This window comes from Caloranaerobacter ferrireducens, assembly GCF_001730685.1.
In the GTDB taxonomy this organism is placed as follows: domain Bacteria; phylum Bacillota; class Clostridia; order Tissierellales; family Thermohalobacteraceae; genus Caloranaerobacter; species Caloranaerobacter ferrireducens.
In genome coordinates this window covers 64,921-82,608 of sequence record NZ_MDJR01000001.1, presented here as the reverse complement: position 1 = coordinate 82,608, position 17,688 = coordinate 64,921, and the positions used below count along the sequence as shown (strand labels likewise).

Here is a 17,688-nt window from a genome sequence, read left to right as displayed (position 1 = left end):
TCACCTCATCTGTTATAGCTTTTCTTTTAATTCCATAATTTTATCTCTAAGCTCAGCTGCTCTTTCAAACTGCAATTTTTCAGCAGCCTTCATCATCTCTGTTTCAAGTTTCTTTATCAATTCAATTATTTCACTATCACTCATTTTCTTATCATTATCAAAGCCGTATTTATCCTTATCCTCAGCTACTTTTGTCGCTTCTATGATATCTCTTACACCTTTTCTTATAGTTTGCGGCGTTATACCATGCTTCTTATTATATTCCATCTGCATAAATCTTCTTCTATTTGTTTCATCTATAGCTCTTTTCATAGATTTAGTAATAGTATCGGCATACATTATAACTTTACCTTCTGAGTTTCTTGCTGCTCTACCTATTGTTTGAATCATAGATGTCTCTGATCTTAAAAACCCTTCTTTATCAGCATCTAAAATTGCTACTAAAGATACCTCAGGTAAATCTAAACCTTCTCTCAATAAATTTATACCAACTAGAACATCAAATTTACCAAGTCTTAAATCTCTTATTATTTCCATTCTTTCGATTGTATCTATATCTGAATGTAGATAAGTAACCTTAATGCCTATTTCTTTTAGATACTGCGTCAAGTCTTCAGCCATTTTCTTTGTTAAAGTAGTTATTAAAACTCTCTGATCTTTTTCAATTCTTAAGTTTATTTCCTTAACTAAATCATCAATCTGCCCCTCTGTAGGTCTTACTTCAACTTCTGGATCAAGTAACCCTGTAGGACGTATAATTTGCTCAACAATTTTCTGTGAATGCTCTATTTCATATGGACCAGGTGTTGCACTTACATATATTACCTGATTTATAAGTTCTTCAAATTCTTCAAATTTCAATGGCCTGTTATCATAAGCAGAAGGCAATCTAAATCCATGCTCTATTAATGTCTTTTTTCTAGACCTATCCCCAGCATACATTGCTCTTATCTGAGGTATTGTAACATGAGATTCATCTATTATCATTAGAAAATCATCAGGAAAATAGTCAATAAGCGTATATGGTTTACTACCTGGCGGTCTTCCACTAATATGCCTTGAATAATTCTCTATTCCCTGGCAGTATCCCATTTCTCTAAGCATTTCAATATCATACATTGTTCTCTGTTGGAGTCTCTGAGCTTCCAAGAGTTTGCCTTGGGCCTTAAATTCATTTAACCTTTCTTTAAGCTCTTCTTCAATGCTCTTAATAGCTCTTTCTATTTTTTCCCTTGATGTTGCATAGTGAGATGCAGGAAATATTGAAACATGATTTCTAATACCAATAATTTCACCTGTAAGTGCATTTACTTCTACTATTCTATCAATTTCATCTCCAAAAAACTCTATTCTAACTGCATTTTCATTTGAAGACGCTGGAAAAACTTCAACAATATCGCCTCTTACCCTAAAAGTCCCTCTGACAAAGTTAATATCATTTCTCTCATACTGAATATCCACTAATTTTCTTATAACTTCATCTCTATCCTTAATCATCCCAGGTCTAACTGATAAAACTAGATTTTCATAGTCAATCGGATCTCCTAAACCATAAATGCACGATACACTTGCAACAATTATTACATCTTTTCTTTCAAATAATGCAGCTGTCGCTGAGTGCCTTAATTTATCTATTTCATCATTTATAGAAGCATCTTTTTCTATATACGTATCGGTTTGGGGAACATAGGCTTCAGGCTGATAATAATCATAATAACTAACAAAATACTCTACTGCATTTTCTGGAAAAAATTCTCTAAATTCGCTGGCTAATTGAGCAGCAAGTGTTTTATTGTGAGCAATTACTAAGGTTGGTTTTTGCACTCTTTCAATTATGTTAGCCATTGTAAAAGTCTTACCTGAACCAGTTACTCCTAATAACGTTTGATGTTTTAATTTGTTATTTATCCCATCTACTAAAGCCTCTATTGCTTTGGGCTGATCTCCTGTTGGTTTAAAATCAGATTTTATTTTAAATTGCCCCATTATTTCACCTCAATTAATAATATCCTAAATTTTCGGAACACTTGTTCGCTTTAATTATATATTTTTATATTTTTTAAGTCAATATATATTATTTTTGCCTTTTACCAGATTACAGTTTAATAAAATCTAATTTTAAAAATAGGAAGGTCTTAATTAGTATTTGTCGAATAATATAAAGTGAGATTGGAGGTTAACATTATGAAAAAAATATTTCTAATTCTATTTGCCTGTATTACCCTAAGTGGGTGTAGCTATAAAACAGAAATGGAGATTAGTACCAAAAACGAAGCTGACATAGCTGTAGAGAAAACGATAGATTTTACAGTAGAGAAATCTTCTCTTACAAAAGGCTTCCAGACTATTTTACCTCAAGTAGAAATATTAAATTCTAATAATTCTCCCAAAATACTAGTCAATTTAGGAGTCGTTGAATGTGCTGATATTATTATTGATAAAATAACGCTATTTAACAATGAAATAATAATTTATACAACTCGGATATTATCTACAGAAAATAATGATATTGTAATTCCACAATTAATTATAAGGTTTGATGATATGAATGTCAGTGAATTAAATAATAAATCATTTAAAATTGTTGGCACAAATTACAAACCTATCAATCTAACTTTTAATAAAAATGAAATACTAAGTAAAATTTACGCAGAGCTCAAGATAACACCAAGTTCTGCACCAAAATTATTTTTGGTAAAAGAAGATGATAAACTAGTTTGGGAAGTCTACCTTGATAATGTCTTTGATAGAACACTCTCAGATAATCTTTTAGCTAATTTAACAGTCAAAGTAGACTCTGATACAGGTGAAATTATTCATTTAGATAAAAAAATAATTTCAAAATACTGTGGAGAAGGAAAAATACTGGATTTGTCAAACAAATTGCTAATTTATAGTGAATATAGTACTATCGAAAATAACGATGAGCCTTATCAGTCTTTAAACGTATATGACTTAAAAACAAATACATCCAGTAAGATATACTCTACTCATAATATCATAAAAACAGCTAAAATAAACAGTAATTCTAATTATATAGCCGTTATTGAAGATACAGGAAAATTTTCAGAATTAATATTAATAAATTTAAAAAATAATATTGTTCAAAAAATCCAAAATACTGATTTCTTAAATATAGATAATATAATCTGGAAAGATAATAAACTTTATTTTTCTTGTACTTCTGAAAATAAAAATTCATCAATATATTTATACAATGTCAAAAACAATAAGACAAATAAAATTATAGAAATAGATAAAAAAATTGGCGACTTTGATATCTATAATAATAATTTGATTTTCACTGAATTTAATAATAACACAAAAAACTTTAATATATATTTAAAAACAGAAGATGAAATTAAGAAAGTCTCTGAAGGTTTTTCAATAAAATTTATAAGCAAATACAGTATAGCATTTCTAAAATACGATGAAAAATATGGTAGAAATATTTTAAATGTATTAGACTTAATTAATGGAAATATAGATAATTTAAATGATTTTGATATTGAAAAATACTCTATTATAGACAAAAATCAAATAATACTACTCGTAAGAAAAATAATTGATGCAGAATTTAGCTTATATATGTATAATATAAATGATAAAAGTTATGAAAAAATATCTGACTCAATATCAAAAAATACGTTTTATAATAGTAATGTTAAACAAATTTTTATTGATGTTGACCCTTCATTTCACAGTGGAGTAAACAGCAAAATCTATGCTATCGATTTGGAAGATTGAAAATAATTTAGGAGCAGCCTATGCTGCTCCTTTCTATTTATCTTTAAACTTTTTCCTTAATTTCATAAGTGGACTTTCTATTTCTTTAACTACAAATGAATAAGCTGAATATCTCGGAATTGTCAAAATTCCTAGTTTTCTTATACCATACTTATAATCCATGTACTCTTTAGTCTGATATTTCCCATTTCTATCTATATATTCTATCCATATGTACGTTGGATAACTTGATAAAATATATTGGATTTCATCTTTACTATTCACTCGATCCCCATTAATAGAAATTATTATATCACCAGGTTCTAATCCTATCTTTCCTGCAATTTCATTTGGCATTACATCTAAAATTTTCACTCCAAATTCTGGGCATTCGAATTTAGGTTGCCCCCTCTTTTCCTTAGCTCTACCTATCTGTATTAAACCTTCATGAGCTAAAGGTCCAAACAGTGCAGCTATATATTTGAAAGCATATATATAAGTCGATACAACAGATAATATTATTAATAAAATACTATATATAAATAAGTTCCTAGAAGATTCCTTCACTTTATTTTCAGGATAGTCACTAACAGCCATATCACCATATCCTAAAGCTGCAACAACTCCCATCATCACATATATTATATTATCTGTATTTAAAAATACATTATCAAGTTTAAATAAAGGCCACCAATTAGGCATATTTACACCATCACTGCCAATCATCCCTTCAACTGTCAATAATACTATAAAAGGAATAGGCCAAAATCTCATCATGTTAAATCCGCCCACTATTTTTTGATTTCTCTCAACATATATTGGTATTTTAGTCGAATCACCATCTACTAAAATTAAAAAACTTTCTATTAAATGTAAAATACCGACAATAGCCATTATACTTGATACATTCACCTTTGGATAACCAAATATTAAATATGATAAAGATATAATGCCTCCTGCATATGAAAAACAAATAAATCGAGGATGAATTAACATTAAAATAACTGCAATTAAAAATATGTATTTAAAATCGCTAGCCTGTATTGTAACTCCTAATAAAATAATGATTAAACTGCCCAAAACACCTCCTAAAGTCCCCTTTACCATAGATGAAAAAACTCTCGTAAAATTTGATTTTTTGTTTATACCCAATATATTTTTCTCCATTTTGCCAATCTTTTTATATTGAAAATATAATAAGACTATTATCCCCCAATATACTGGATTTAAAAACACTTGTATTAGTGTTAAGACTGATAAATATAATATCTCTACAATTTTAATCATATGGAACACTCCAATACCAAGTATCTATTCCCTAATACAGATAATAGCCATTAGGATAACTAATGGCTATTTTTTATTTTTGAATCAATTATTTCTATAGCTTTCTTAAGCTGTACATCTTCTTTAATATTATCTACTCCTATCTTCTGTACATTTTCAGGTAACTCAACAACTACATCTGGTAATATTCCAATACCATGGATATTTGTACCACTAGGTGTAAAGTACTCCGAAACTGTTAACTTAAATCCAGAACCATCACTTAACGGCTTTATTCTTTGAACTATTCCTTTACCAAATGTCTTAGTACCTACTAAAATTCCAGTTTTAGTATCTTTTATAGCGCCTGCTAATATCTCTGAAGCACTCGCACTACCACCGTTTACAATTAGCACTAAAGGTAATCCTAATTTTTTAGAATCAGACTTTAAATACTCTCTTTCTTTATTTTTTGTTTCAGTATAAACAATAACTCCTTCTCCCATAAGCTCATCTGCTATCTGTGCACATTCACTTAATAATCCGCCTGGATTATTTCTCAAATCTATAATTAATCCTTTCATTCCTTTATCTTTAAGGTTATTTAGATGTTTTTTGAAGTCATCATAAGTCAATTCATCAAAAGATACTATCCTAATATAACCAATTTTATTTTTCAACATTCTTGATTTTACTGTTTTTAATCTTATTTCTTCCCTAACTATATTTAAATCAATAAATTTATTATTTCCATCTTTATCTGTTCTAAGAATAGTAATATTTACACTAGTACCTGGTTTTCCTTTCATCAATTTAACAGCGTCATCCATTTTATCAGCAGTAAATTCTTTCCCATTTACTTTAATTATTTTATCACCTGTTTTTATTCCCGCTCTCTCTCCTGGAGTATCTTCTATGGGTGATACTACAGTAATTAAGTTATCCTCTCCAGGAGTTACTATTACACCAATCCCCTGATAAGTTCCTTTTGTATGTTCCATAAAATCAGCAAACTCTTCTTTAGTCATATATACTGAATAAGGATCTCCTAAAGCCTCAAACATACCTTTTAACTGCCCTTCTAGTAAATCTTTTTCGTTTACATCTTTCAAATAGTTCTTCTTAATAAAATTCTCCAGTGCAATAGCTTTACTATATTTCTCATAAGTTGCTACCAAATCTTCATAATAATCTTTTGTAATTACAACTTTATCCTTTATTGTAATCTGAATCATATTACTAATGGTAAAAGTAAATAAACTTGAAAGTATAACAATTATAATAGCTCCATACAATGCCTTTCTTCTTGTTATCATCAATATTTCACCTCGTAAAATATTCTAGTATTTTATTTTATTAAACATATGTAAACATTATACCACCATAGCCAGTTTTTTTCAAAAAGTTAAATAAGCAAGTGTACCCACTTGCTTATTTGCCTTTTACCCATGGTAATGGATTTACAACTTTACCGTTTTTCCTTACTTCAAAGTGTAAATGTGGACCAGTTGAATATCCTGTACTTCCTGCTTTGGATATAGCTTGTCCTTTTTTAACTTTTTGTCCTTTCTTTACTAATAAACGAGAATTGTGAGCATATAATGTTGAAATTCCTCCACCGTGGTCTATCCAAACTACTTTACCATATCCTCCAAGCCATCCAGCATATTGAACAACACCATCATTAGCTGCTACTATTTTACCGCCTAGAGGAACTGCTATATCTAAACCTGTATGAAGTTTCTTTTTCTTAAGAATAGGATGTATTCTATAACCAAAATATGAAGTTATTCTGTAATAACCCGGTGCTGGCCATAGCATCTTACCACCAGCATATTTAGCAGCTATTTGCTTTTTCCTTATCTCGGCTTCTAATTTCTTTGATAGCTTAACTAATTCATCTTCTTGCTTTTCAAGCTCCTTAATATTCTTCTTTAATTCCTTCATCATACTCTCTTTTGCTCTTGTAGCAACTAACAGCTGATTTTTTTTGTCTTCCATTTTCTTTTTTATGTTCTCTACCATATTTAATTGATCTTCTAAGGTTTCTTTTTTGGTAGAAATAATATCTCTCTGTTCCTTCATATATTTTAGTATATCAACATCATGATCTATTATCCTCTTTACCATGTCTAACCTAGAAAGAAAATCACTTATATTCTTAGACTCTAAAAGTACTTCTAAATATCCAATAGTTCCATTTTTGTATATAACTCTTAGTCTTGAGTTTAAAATATCCTTCTTCGCTTTGATATTATTCTCTGCTTGCATAAGTTCATTTTTCGTAATTTCAATATCTTTATTAATTTCTTCTAGTTGCTTTTCTACTTCATACAATTCTCTATCTGCCTTATCAATCTGTTGGTCTAACTTTTTTATTTCTCTCGCTACTTTGCTATATTTACTTTTATTTTGTTTTAATTCTTCTCTAAGCTTATCTAAACCTCTATTAACCTCTTGTAATTTTTTCCTTTCTTTATCTACATCACCACTTGATCCATAAACAAAAGATACGTTTATCAATAAGATCATAATTAATAAAAATGATATTTTTCTTCTAAAGTTCAATAGCCTGTCCCCCCTTTTTACACATTAAGGAACTTTCTTAAAGATACAATGCTACCTAAAACACCTATTCCAATCCCAATTGCCGTAAACATAATCGCTATATCATCAAGAATTTCATAATAAGGAATTATATATACTGTAAACAATACATACAATTTCTCGTTAATAACTAAAGATAAATATTTGTAACTGCAGTAAACCACCAATATAGCTAAAAGTGAACCAATAGCTCCAAGGAAAATACCTTCTAAAATAAATGGACCTCTAATATACCCATTTGTAGCACCTATATACTTCATAATATTTATCTCTCTTCTTCTTGCTGCTACAGTAAGCTTTATTGTATTAGAAATTATAAATATCGACACTAAAATTAATATACTGATAACCACAAGTCCACCAACTCTTATAAAATTCGATATAGTCATCATTTTTTCAACAATATCTTTGTAATATTTTATATCTTCAATCCCAGTTAGCCCATTTATATAATTAACTACATCTTCTGTATACTTAATGTCTTTAAGCTGTATTATATAAGAATTAGGTAATGGATTTTTTTCTAATCCTTCAAGTAAATACGCTTCATTTCCCCATTCTTTTTTTAATACCTCTAAAGCCTGTTCTTTAGACTGATAGATAACAGCTAACACTCCATTTAATTCTCTTAACTTTTCTCCAATCTTCTCAATTTGGTCTTGATTTATATCATCTTCAAGATAAACTTGTATTTCATCAAACTGCTCTTTGGTCATACTAGTTAAATTATTTATATTTAATACAATCACTAATACAATACCTAGAATAATTAGTACTGACATAACAGAACCAATGGATGCTAAACTCATCATTCGATTTCTCCACATGCTTACAAAGCCCTGTTTAATGATATTTTTAAACAATCTAAACTTCATAGTCGTACACACCCTTCAATTCATCTTTTACAACTCTTCCATTTTCTAAAGCTATAACTCTTCTTCTCATAGCATTTACTATATCTCTTGCGTGGGTGGCCATAAGAACCGTAGTTCCTCTTCTATTTATTTCTTTTAATAATCCCATGATTTCCCATGCTGTATCAGGATCAAGATTTCCTGTAGGCTCATCTGCAATTAAAACTGTTGGTCTATTAACTAAAGCTCTAGCTATTGAAACTCTCTGCTGCTCACCACCAGATAATTGATCAGGATAACTATGGGCTTTGCTACTCAATCCAACCATGCTCAGCACCATAGGTACTTGTCTTCTTATTTCTTTTGACGAACTTCCTACTATTTCCATAGCAAATGCTACATTTTCATAAACTGTTTTATTCTTTAATAATCTAAAATCCTGAAATACTACCCCTATATTCCTTCTAATATAAGGTATTCTTCTATTTTTAACTTTTGTAATATCCATATTGTTTAGATATATCTTACCCTCTGTAGGATTTTCTTCTTTTAAAAGTAATTTTATTAATGTCGATTTACCAGCACCACTTGAACCAACTATAAAAACAAATTCACCCTTATCTATGTGAATATTTATATTCGACAATGCTTTTACACCATTACTGTATTCTTTACTAACATTTATGAAGTCTATCATTTTACCACTCCAGTCCTTTTCTCATGTTCTCAGTAATTCAATTCGACACAATACTTATATTTCCTTCATAATTTTTATTCCAAATATAGGTAAGTAGTATCAATTTATCTATCTAAAGTTTTATATATCAACAATAATAGATAAAATTCTAGAGCATCACTAAAAATTCTCAAGTTAAACCCTGTATCTTTTTGTATTTTATCTAACCTATATATCAACGTATTTCTATGAATATACAATTTTCTTGCAGTTTCACTAATGTTTAAATTACACTCAAAAAAATACATTGCTGTTTTGATTTCATCAGAGCTTAACTGCTGTATACCGTATTTTAAAGTTTCATCATAAATACTTAATAACATTCTCTCATCTATCTGAGATAATATTCTATATACTGTAAGTTTTTCATAATAATATATATTCTCTGGAATATTAAACTTACGTCCTAATAGCAAAGCTGTTTTGCCTTCTTGGTAAGCTTTTTTTATATTAAGGGGAGAATTAATTGAACTTACTCCAATTTCAACTTTTTGTAAAAGTTCTGTTTCAATAGCCTTTATGATTTGTATTAGTATTTCTGTAATTTCTTCGGTATTCTGAATAATAATTCCAAACAAGTCATCATCTAATCTGCAAAATATAACATTGTCATCTACTATATTGTTAATAATTGCAATAATATCTGAATTTTCTGCTTCATTATAGCTCTTTATAATTGCTACCACTAAATCTTTATCTAATTCTATTCCAATATTTTTTAAAAATTTTTTTATTCTTTGCTCATCTAAATCTTCAAAAAACAAGCTTCTGATATCTTCATTTTGTTTTTTTATATCACTAATACTTATATCTTCTAAAATTATCTTTATCAAAGCTTTTTCTCTATCTGTCAATTCAACATCGTGCTTTACAAATAAATAATATTCCTCACCATCTAACATAAAACTACATATACACTCTACATTATCTGTCGAAATTTCTTTCTTATCCGCTTCGTTAACTAATAGTACACTTTCTCCAATAATTCCACTTATTTTGTTTAATATCTGTTCAATTTCTAGTTTTGTTAACATAATACCACCTATTCTATATTATAAAACATTTTTGGACATAAAAAAGCAGAAGAAACTCTCTATATGTAATTTCTTCTGCTTTTTTCTTCAATATCCTCTATTTTTCTTATAATCCATAGGAAATTATAAACTTTTTTGAAAAGTGGATAATTTAAAATATAATTTCCGTAATGGATTTCAACAAAATCTTCCTATAATCTATTTAAATCGAAGATTTTGTTCATTTAATAGCAAATTAGCCTTATAATATTGAAATCTCTGTGTCTTTATCAAACAAGTGTATTCTATTCTTATCTAAAGCTAATTCAACTACATCGCCTATTCTCGCTTTACTTCTTGAATCTACCCTTGCTATTGCATTATTACCTTCAATATTTATATATAGATAAGTTTCTGAACCCATCATTTCAGTTACTTCTACCTTAGCTTTAACAACACTATCTCTTGAAGCTTCTATAAATACTTTTTCATCATGTATATCTTCAGGTCTAATACCCATTACTACTTTCTTTCCGAAGTATCCTTTTTGTTTAACTATCTTAGCTTTTCCTTCTGGCAATTTTATCTTTACATTACCAAATACTAAATTGCAATCATTTACATCATTTCCTTCTATAACAACATCAATGAAGTTCATCTGTGGGCTGCCTATAAATCCTGCAACAAATAAGTTAGCAGGTTTTTCATATACTTCTTGTGGAGTTGCAGCTTGTTGAATGACTCCATCTTTCATAACAACAATTCTATCTCCCATTGTCATTGCTTCTGTTTGGTCATGAGTAACATATATAAATGTAGTTTGAAGCCTTTTATGAAGCTTAATTATCTCTGTTCTTGTTTGCACTCTTAACTTTGCATCTAAGTTTGATAATGGTTCATCCATTAAAAACACTTTAGGCTCTCTTACTATAGCTCTACCTAAAGCAACCCTCTGTCTTTGACCACCTGACAAAGCTTTTGGCTTTCTATTAAGTAAATTTTCTATTCCTAAAATTTTAGCAGCTTCTTTAACTTTTCTATCTATTTCTGCTTTAGGAACTTTTCTAAGCTTTAATCCAAATGCCATATTATCATATACACTCATATGAGGATATAATGCATAGTTTTGGAATACCATCGCAATATCTCTGTCTTTTGGCGGTACATCATTAACTAATTTATCTCCAATATAAAGTTCACCTTTAGAAATCTCCTCTAATCCAGCAACCATTCTTAGTGTTGTTGATTTACCACATCCTGAAGGTCCTACTAAAACGATAAACTCTTTATCTTTTATCTCAAGATTAAAGTCTTTTACAGCTGTTACATTACCAGGATATATTTTGTAGATATTCTTAAAAGTTAAACCTGCCATCTAAATGCCCCCTTTGTAAATTCCTTATTTATATATAAGTTTACATGAATTAATTGATTAATTCTATTGGTATAATAAACAAAAATTATTGATAATTTTAAACAATATGCACAATAGATATGGTATAGTTATAATAGGTACTTGGTACTGAGTACTAGGTACTGAGTTTAAAAGTGTAAAATTGAAAATGTAAAATGTAAAATTAATTTGGTATTCGTCATTCGCTGTTAGTTAAATAAAAATCGAAAAGCGAAAAACGATATTAATGAGGTGAGTTCATGGAAAAAAGTGAATTGAGGAGAAAAGTACTTAACAAAAGAAAAGAACTTTCTAATAGAGATATAGTCAACCTAAGTGATAAAATAATAGATTTATTAATAAATACAACACTTTATAAAAACGCTAATTATATTATGACTTATATTGATTTTAGAAATGAAGTAAAAACAGAAAAATTAATCAAAAAATCTTTAGAAATAGGCAAAAAAATTATAATTCCTATAAGTTTAACAGAATCCAGAGAATTGCTTCTTTCAGAGTTAAAAGATTATGACAATGAGCTTACAACTGGTGCATACGGCATATTAGAACCTAAAAAAGAGTACATAAGAAAAGTTTCCTCACAAATTTTAGATTTGATTATCGTTCCAGGAGTTGTATTTGATAAAAGGGGTTATAGAATAGGTTATGGTGGAGGCTATTATGACAAATTTTTACTTAATATAAGTAAATCAGTACCAAAAGTAGCTCTAGCATTTGACTTTCAAGTTGTTGAAAAAATAAACGAAGAAAAACATGATATTCCTGTAGATTATATAATAACAGAAAAAGGTATCGTAAAAAGGGCTAACAGCTGACAGCTATCAGCTATTAACCCATCTTTATTCATTTTAATATTATTTATATTCTAATTTATTTTGAAAACTTATATCAGCTACATAAGTATTAGAATATAACAATATATAAAATTTAAACAAAAAATGTTTTTTCTGTTTCCTCGTTGAATGGCTACAACTAATCATTGAAAACACGACATATTCCCTGAAAAATATAGAACACTGTATATTTCTTCTAAATCTATTCCTTCAAAAGCAGATACTTGCCTCACAATTTTCCCCGATTTTATAAAAATAAATTTTGAACCTATATGCTTTACAAAATCTAAAATGTGGCTTGAAATCACAATTATACATCCCTCTTCTTTAGCTTTTTTTATTTCATTTTTTAAAAAAATAATCCCTTTAGTATCTAACCCATTTGTCGGTTCATCTAAAATAATTAAGCTAGGGTATCCAAGAAATGCAATTATTATTCCTATCTTTTTCTTCATTCCCATTGATAATTTTTTTATAGGTTCATCTCTATATTCCCACAATTCAAATTCAAAAAGAAATCTTTTTATCTCTTTTTCAAAATTAGTAATTTCCTTCATTGTAGCTACAAATCTCAAAAAACTGTATACTGTTAATTTATTATATACAAACACATTTTCAGGCAAATATCCTATTTTAAATTTCGCATTTACATCAACAGTGGGAATAGCATCAATAGCACACATGCCGCTATCACTTTTCATTACTCCAGCCAACATTTTTATTATAGTTGTTTTACCTGCTCCATTAGGACCTACTAAGCAAATAACTTCCCCTTGATTAGCATCTAAAGTAAAATCTTGTATTCCTCTACCATTTTCATATATCTTTGATACCTCTCTAACTTTTAACATATTATTCCTCCACTTTATACCAATTATTTTTTCCCTTTTTCATTCCAACATAAACAACAACAAAAATAATAATCGGAAAAAATATAATTAATATAGTAGAAAGTAACATTGGAATATCCGTTTTATGGTGTATATTAGGATAAAAAAATGATAATATACTACAATAGTACACAGCTATGATGAAAGAAATTATAAAAATGGAAATTATACTGATTATAAAATGCACTATACTAATTTTGCCTGTTAAAGTTTCTATTATTAGAAATATAATTGGCATCCAACAAGTTAGTACTACTAAACTACAAATTTTTGAATTTATAAATGTTCTATATTTTATAGGTAACATTTTATATAAATTTAAGTTTTCTGATTCAATTTTATATAATTCTTGTGAAAAAAGCATGTTAAAGAAAATGTATATAAACATCAATATCAAATTTTTTATAAAATCTACCTTATTAACATTTATAATAATCACAGTAAATATCAAAATAAATATAAGCTGTACTATTTTATAATCTAGCCTTTGAGTCAATATCAAAATATCTTTCAATACAAACTCAATAATTTTGTTATTATGTTTATTAAATTTTTTATATATAAACTCATCTGTAGATTTAATTTTATATAATTTAAATCTATTTCTGCTAATATAAAATTGCTGTATATATTTTTTCCTACACCAAAAAATAGTATTAAATACGACTATCAAAAATAAACCTATCTGCATAATATTTAAATCGAATAAAAATCGCTTTAAAGTTTGTAACTCTTTTATTCTACCTATTTTATAAAATCCATCAATTATAATTTTTTTAGTATCTAAAACAGTTAAATATTTAAAGTCGATCCATAAATACTTAATAAGAAATATAATAAATATAAATATTACTACATTTTTTATTTTAATTAACATTTTACTTCTGTTAATATAATAAAGCCATACTAACCCAAATATTATTAAAAAAAAGAAAAGACTAGCCATTATATTGCTAAATATTCCTATTCCCTTTTTAAAATTTAATACAATATATAAACTCGATATAATAGCAAAAGCTGCCTTTTCTTTTAATAGAGATATTAAAACCAATTGCTCTTCTTTAAAACCGATACTCCTTAAAAATAAAAATTCTCCACTATTAATAAACTTCAATATATCATTTCCAATAAATATAAACGATATAGCTATATAAATATATATTGTTGAGTTGTATATTAAATAATAGTTAGACTTATAATTTTGTATTAATATAAAAAATATTCTCTGTCCTATTAAATTTGCTAAAATAATTAAAATTGTATATATTAGAAAAAAACTAATTCCAACATTATTCAACTTTTTATAACTCCATATTTTCTTTAAATCTTTTATCATCTTAAACACCACTCTACTCATAACTTTTTACCGCATGTATATAAATGAATTTACTATTATATTCAATATACATTTACTTATATTATTTATACTTATATTGAATTTTTTTATCATCTTTAAAACTTTATAACCATCTGTAGTTATTCCCAAAATTTCAACTGGTATAAGTGAAAACATTGGTAAAAATAAAAAGCCTATTATTAAAATTTTAATATAATTATAAAAATATACTACATTAACATTTAAAAATAGTAGTATAATAATAACAATAATAATACTTAATATACCTATCACCAATGACATAACAGGTCCTGCTAATGAAATATATAGAATATCATTATTATTAAATTTCCCTTTGAAATAAACTGATACACCAATTCCTAAAACTCTAATTTTCCTTATTGATATAACATTAAACATCAAAGCCTTTACTTCTTCTTTCCTACCTTGAATTATTAATATAGCAGCATGAAATGTTTCCTCTAAAGCAAGTGAAATAGGAAATAATATTAACAGTATTCCTATATTTGTAACTAAATGAGAATTTAAAATTATTAATTTGGAATTTCTATTTATCACCAATATTATCCCATATATTAAATACAATGGAATAGCTATATACCTAAGTATATTTATATAAATCGTCATATATAATTTTATAAAATTTTCTTTATTTTTATCAGGTATTTCTATTTTTACTATTTCCATGTTCGCCTCCTTATATATGCAAATAACATTCTTCCTTAATATTATAATCGCAAACAATGCATAAAACTAAAGCCACAATTAGCTATAATATCTCTGCTTTTGCCTTTACAAATTCTCTCCATTGTCTATATTCTTCTTTCTTTTTACTGTCGTTCAGCCCTCTACCAAGTTTAATTATTGCATCATAATAATTCCTTCTTATATCTTCCCTTTTAAAATGTTTTGTATCATACACAGGTGTAAAAGTATTATAATTATCAAAATTTTTATCAACTATATGGATACCAACTTTTTCAGGATTATTATACATATATGTTCCTGGGAATGGAGTTGTAACACTAAGTACAACTCTAGCACCATAAGACTGTATTTCTGTCGCAAATTCAATAGTCTTTTGTATACTTTCTAAAGTATCATATGGTTGTCCTATCATTAAACATGTACCTGTTTTTATATCAATTTCTCTTGCCCAAAGAAAAACATTTCTAATTTGTTCAATTGTAATATTCTTTTTTAAACAGTCTAACATTTCTTGACTTCCGGCTTCTACTCCAAATTGTATAGATATACATCCACATTTTTTCATAAAATTTAATAATTCTTTATTCATTATATCAACTCTAGATTCACACCCCCATGTAATACCTAAATTCTCTTTATCTAATATTTCTAAAAATTTATAAAGTCTATCAACATCTGCTGTAAATGTATCATCAACAATTTGTACATATGAAATTCCTAACTCTTTTAAATATTTTATTTCATCAATTATATTTTCAACTGAACGAATTCTATATTTACCTCCAGATAATGCAGTAGCTGCGCAAAAAATACACCTGCCTGGACACCCTCTACTTGTAGAAATCGTCCCTGGAATAGGATATTTTTCTAACTGATATAAACTTCTGTCTGGAAAAGGTAAACTATCTAGATCTTTTATAAATTCTCTTCTATTATTTTTTATAATTTTTCCTCCTCTTTTATAGCATATTCCTTTTATATTCTCCAATTTACCTTGTTTTTTTATATAATAATCACAAAGTTCCTTCATAACAAATTCTCCTTCATTACGAACAACAATATCTATAAATCCAGTATTTAAAGCATTTTCATATTCAAAAGTTACATGACATCCTCCCATAATTGTTATAATATTTTCATCTAATTTTTTACTATAATCTGCTATCTTAACACCATTATTATATGTTTCTGTTGTTGTAGAAATAGCTACAATTTTAGGATGTAATTCATTAACAATTAACTTTAAATCTAAAATTGTAATTTCATCAATATAAAAATCTAAAATTTTAACTTTATACCCTTTCTTTTCTAAATAAGTTCCAATGTAACCTAATCCTAATGGCGGTACCCCTTGTATTCTATATGAAATAATACTCCCAGGATGTGGTGAAGGTGCATTCACTAATAAAACATCAATATAATCACTATTCATTTGCTAAACCTCCATTCCATTTAAAAATCAAATAAAAAATAAACTACATTATTATATATTCATAAACTAAATAGTAATAAAAATATAATGCATTACTAAGCATCTTTAAGTATAATTTTACTTTTATATAAAGGATCCCAATTTTCTACTAATATTCCTTCCTTACTTAATTGCTTCATTATACTTAATATATCATTATAAACTGTCTGTTTATTATTTACATCATATACCTCACAAATATAATCAACAATTTTAGCAATAGTGTTTTTCCCATTTGCCATATCCCAGAATATTGCTGCTACTTCATTCAACTCTATTATAGATTTAAATCCTATTATGTAACCTTTACCATTTTCTATTTTGTAAAGTTCCGTTTTCCTGCACGGTTTAAAATCTAACATATCACCACTCCTCTTTTGAATTCCGTTTTGATAAATTTAAACCTGCTATCCTTCCATACACAAATATAAAATTTATCTATTTTTATTTATCATTCAATAATTATCACATTGTTAAAATCCCAGGAATATTTCTTTGAATACCAAAAAAATATTCCTGGGATTACTATTAATATGCTGGTTCAGGTGTAATAGCAACTATTGCAATAGCCAGTGCTGCAGCTAATATTATCCCTGATGAATACATTTCATTACATACTTCTTCATCTTCTAGTATTGACATTACAGGTTTTTCATACTTCATAATATCCCCCCTTTGTAGATGACATATTAGTTTGTTGCAGAACTCTGCAACCATTGAAAAAGCTATAGCTATTTAGGTTTATTTAAAAATATTTCGGCAATTTTTCTAAATTAATCTCTATTAAGTTTTATCAAAAATACTAGTTAT

16 protein-coding genes are annotated in these 17,688 nt (G+C 27.5%); 2 read left to right on the top strand and 14 right to left on the bottom strand.

The window, feature by feature from the left end; translation table 11 throughout:
* Positions 1-12: 12 nt before the first annotated feature.
* Entirely contained in the window at positions 13-1,986 is a 1,974-nt protein-coding gene (gene uvrB / locus BFN48_RS00390) for an excinuclease ABC subunit UvrB (RefSeq protein ID WP_069648907.1), read from the bottom strand.
* A gap of 198 nt (positions 1,987-2,184) precedes the next feature.
* On the opposite strand from uvrB, the gene BFN48_RS00385 reads away from it, so the two are divergent.
* Entirely contained in the window at positions 2,185-3,747 is a 1,563-nt protein-coding gene (locus tag BFN48_RS00385; RefSeq protein WP_069648906.1) for a hypothetical protein, read from the top strand.
* Positions 3,748-3,780: 33 nt separating this feature from the next.
* Here BFN48_RS00385 and BFN48_RS00380 read toward each other — a convergent pair whose 3' ends face one another.
* From BFN48_RS00380 to BFN48_RS00350, 7 genes are all read right to left on the bottom strand, one after another.
* A complete protein-coding gene (locus BFN48_RS00380; RefSeq protein ID WP_069648905.1) occupies positions 3,781-5,013 on the bottom strand; it encodes a PDZ domain-containing protein in 1,233 nt (410 codons plus the stop codon).
* A gap of 59 nt (positions 5,014-5,072) precedes the next feature.
* Entirely contained in the window at positions 5,073-6,308 is a 1,236-nt protein-coding gene (locus BFN48_RS00375) for a S41 family peptidase (protein ID WP_083238714.1), read from the bottom strand.
* A 115-nt stretch (positions 6,309-6,423) separates the two neighbouring features.
* A complete protein-coding gene (locus BFN48_RS00370; RefSeq protein ID WP_242863184.1) occupies positions 6,424-7,560 on the bottom strand; it encodes a murein hydrolase activator EnvC family protein in 1,137 nt (378 codons plus the stop codon).
* A gap of 17 nt (positions 7,561-7,577) precedes the next feature.
* On the bottom strand, positions 7,578-8,474 hold the full coding sequence (gene ftsX / locus BFN48_RS00365; RefSeq protein WP_069648904.1) for a permease-like cell division protein FtsX: 897 nt from the start codon (positions 8,472-8,474) through the stop codon (positions 7,578-7,580).
* The gene (gene ftsE / locus BFN48_RS00360) at positions 8,464-9,150 is read right to left on the bottom strand and encodes a cell division ATP-binding protein FtsE (RefSeq protein ID WP_069648903.1); all 687 of its coding nucleotides are present in this window, start codon (positions 9,148-9,150) and stop codon (positions 8,464-8,466) included. Before ftsE ends, ftsX begins: the two co-directional genes overlap by 11 nt.
* A 104-nt stretch (positions 9,151-9,254) precedes the next feature.
* Positions 9,255-10,223, bottom strand: a complete 969-nt coding sequence (locus BFN48_RS00355; protein WP_069648902.1) for a PucR family transcriptional regulator — start codon at positions 10,221-10,223, stop codon at positions 9,255-9,257.
* 241 nt (positions 10,224-10,464) lie between these two features.
* Positions 10,465-11,577: an ABC transporter ATP-binding protein gene (locus tag BFN48_RS00350; protein WP_069648901.1), complete on the bottom strand. Its 1,113-nt coding sequence runs from the start codon at positions 11,575-11,577 to the stop codon at positions 10,465-10,467.
* Between the two features lie 278 nt (positions 11,578-11,855).
* Here BFN48_RS00350 and BFN48_RS00345 point away from each other — a divergent pair, with 278 nt between their 5' ends.
* Positions 11,856-12,434, top strand: coding sequence for a 5-formyltetrahydrofolate cyclo-ligase (locus BFN48_RS00345; protein WP_069648900.1), 579 nt, complete (start codon positions 11,856-11,858; stop codon positions 12,432-12,434).
* Positions 12,435-12,595: 161 nt separating this feature from the next.
* Here BFN48_RS00345 and BFN48_RS00340 read toward each other — a convergent pair whose 3' ends face one another.
* From BFN48_RS00340 to BFN48_RS12730, 6 genes are all read right to left on the bottom strand, one after another.
* Positions 12,596-13,303: an ABC transporter ATP-binding protein gene (locus BFN48_RS00340; RefSeq protein WP_069648899.1), complete on the bottom strand. Its 708-nt coding sequence runs from the start codon at positions 13,301-13,303 to the stop codon at positions 12,596-12,598.
* A gap of 1 nt (position 13,304) precedes the next feature.
* Positions 13,305-14,678, bottom strand: a complete 1,374-nt coding sequence (locus BFN48_RS00335) for a hypothetical protein (protein WP_069648898.1) — start codon at positions 14,676-14,678, stop codon at positions 13,305-13,307.
* A gap of 27 nt (positions 14,679-14,705) precedes the next feature.
* On the bottom strand, positions 14,706-15,386 hold the full coding sequence (locus BFN48_RS00330; protein ID WP_069648897.1) for a hypothetical protein: 681 nt from the start codon (positions 15,384-15,386) through the stop codon (positions 14,706-14,708).
* A gap of 82 nt (positions 15,387-15,468) precedes the next feature.
* Positions 15,469-16,839 carry a B12-binding domain-containing radical SAM protein gene (locus tag BFN48_RS00325; RefSeq protein ID WP_069648896.1) on the bottom strand — a complete coding sequence of 457 codons (1,371 nt, stop codon included), beginning with the start codon at positions 16,837-16,839 and terminating at the stop codon, positions 15,469-15,471.
* 95 nt (positions 16,840-16,934) lie between these two features.
* The gene (locus tag BFN48_RS00320) at positions 16,935-17,240 is read right to left on the bottom strand and encodes a PqqD family protein (RefSeq protein WP_069648895.1); all 306 of its coding nucleotides are present in this window, start codon (positions 17,238-17,240) and stop codon (positions 16,935-16,937) included.
* Between the two features lie 166 nt (positions 17,241-17,406).
* Entirely contained in the window at positions 17,407-17,541 is a 135-nt protein-coding gene (locus BFN48_RS12730; protein WP_278287275.1) for a hypothetical protein, read from the bottom strand.
* Positions 17,542-17,688 lie beyond the last annotated feature (147 nt).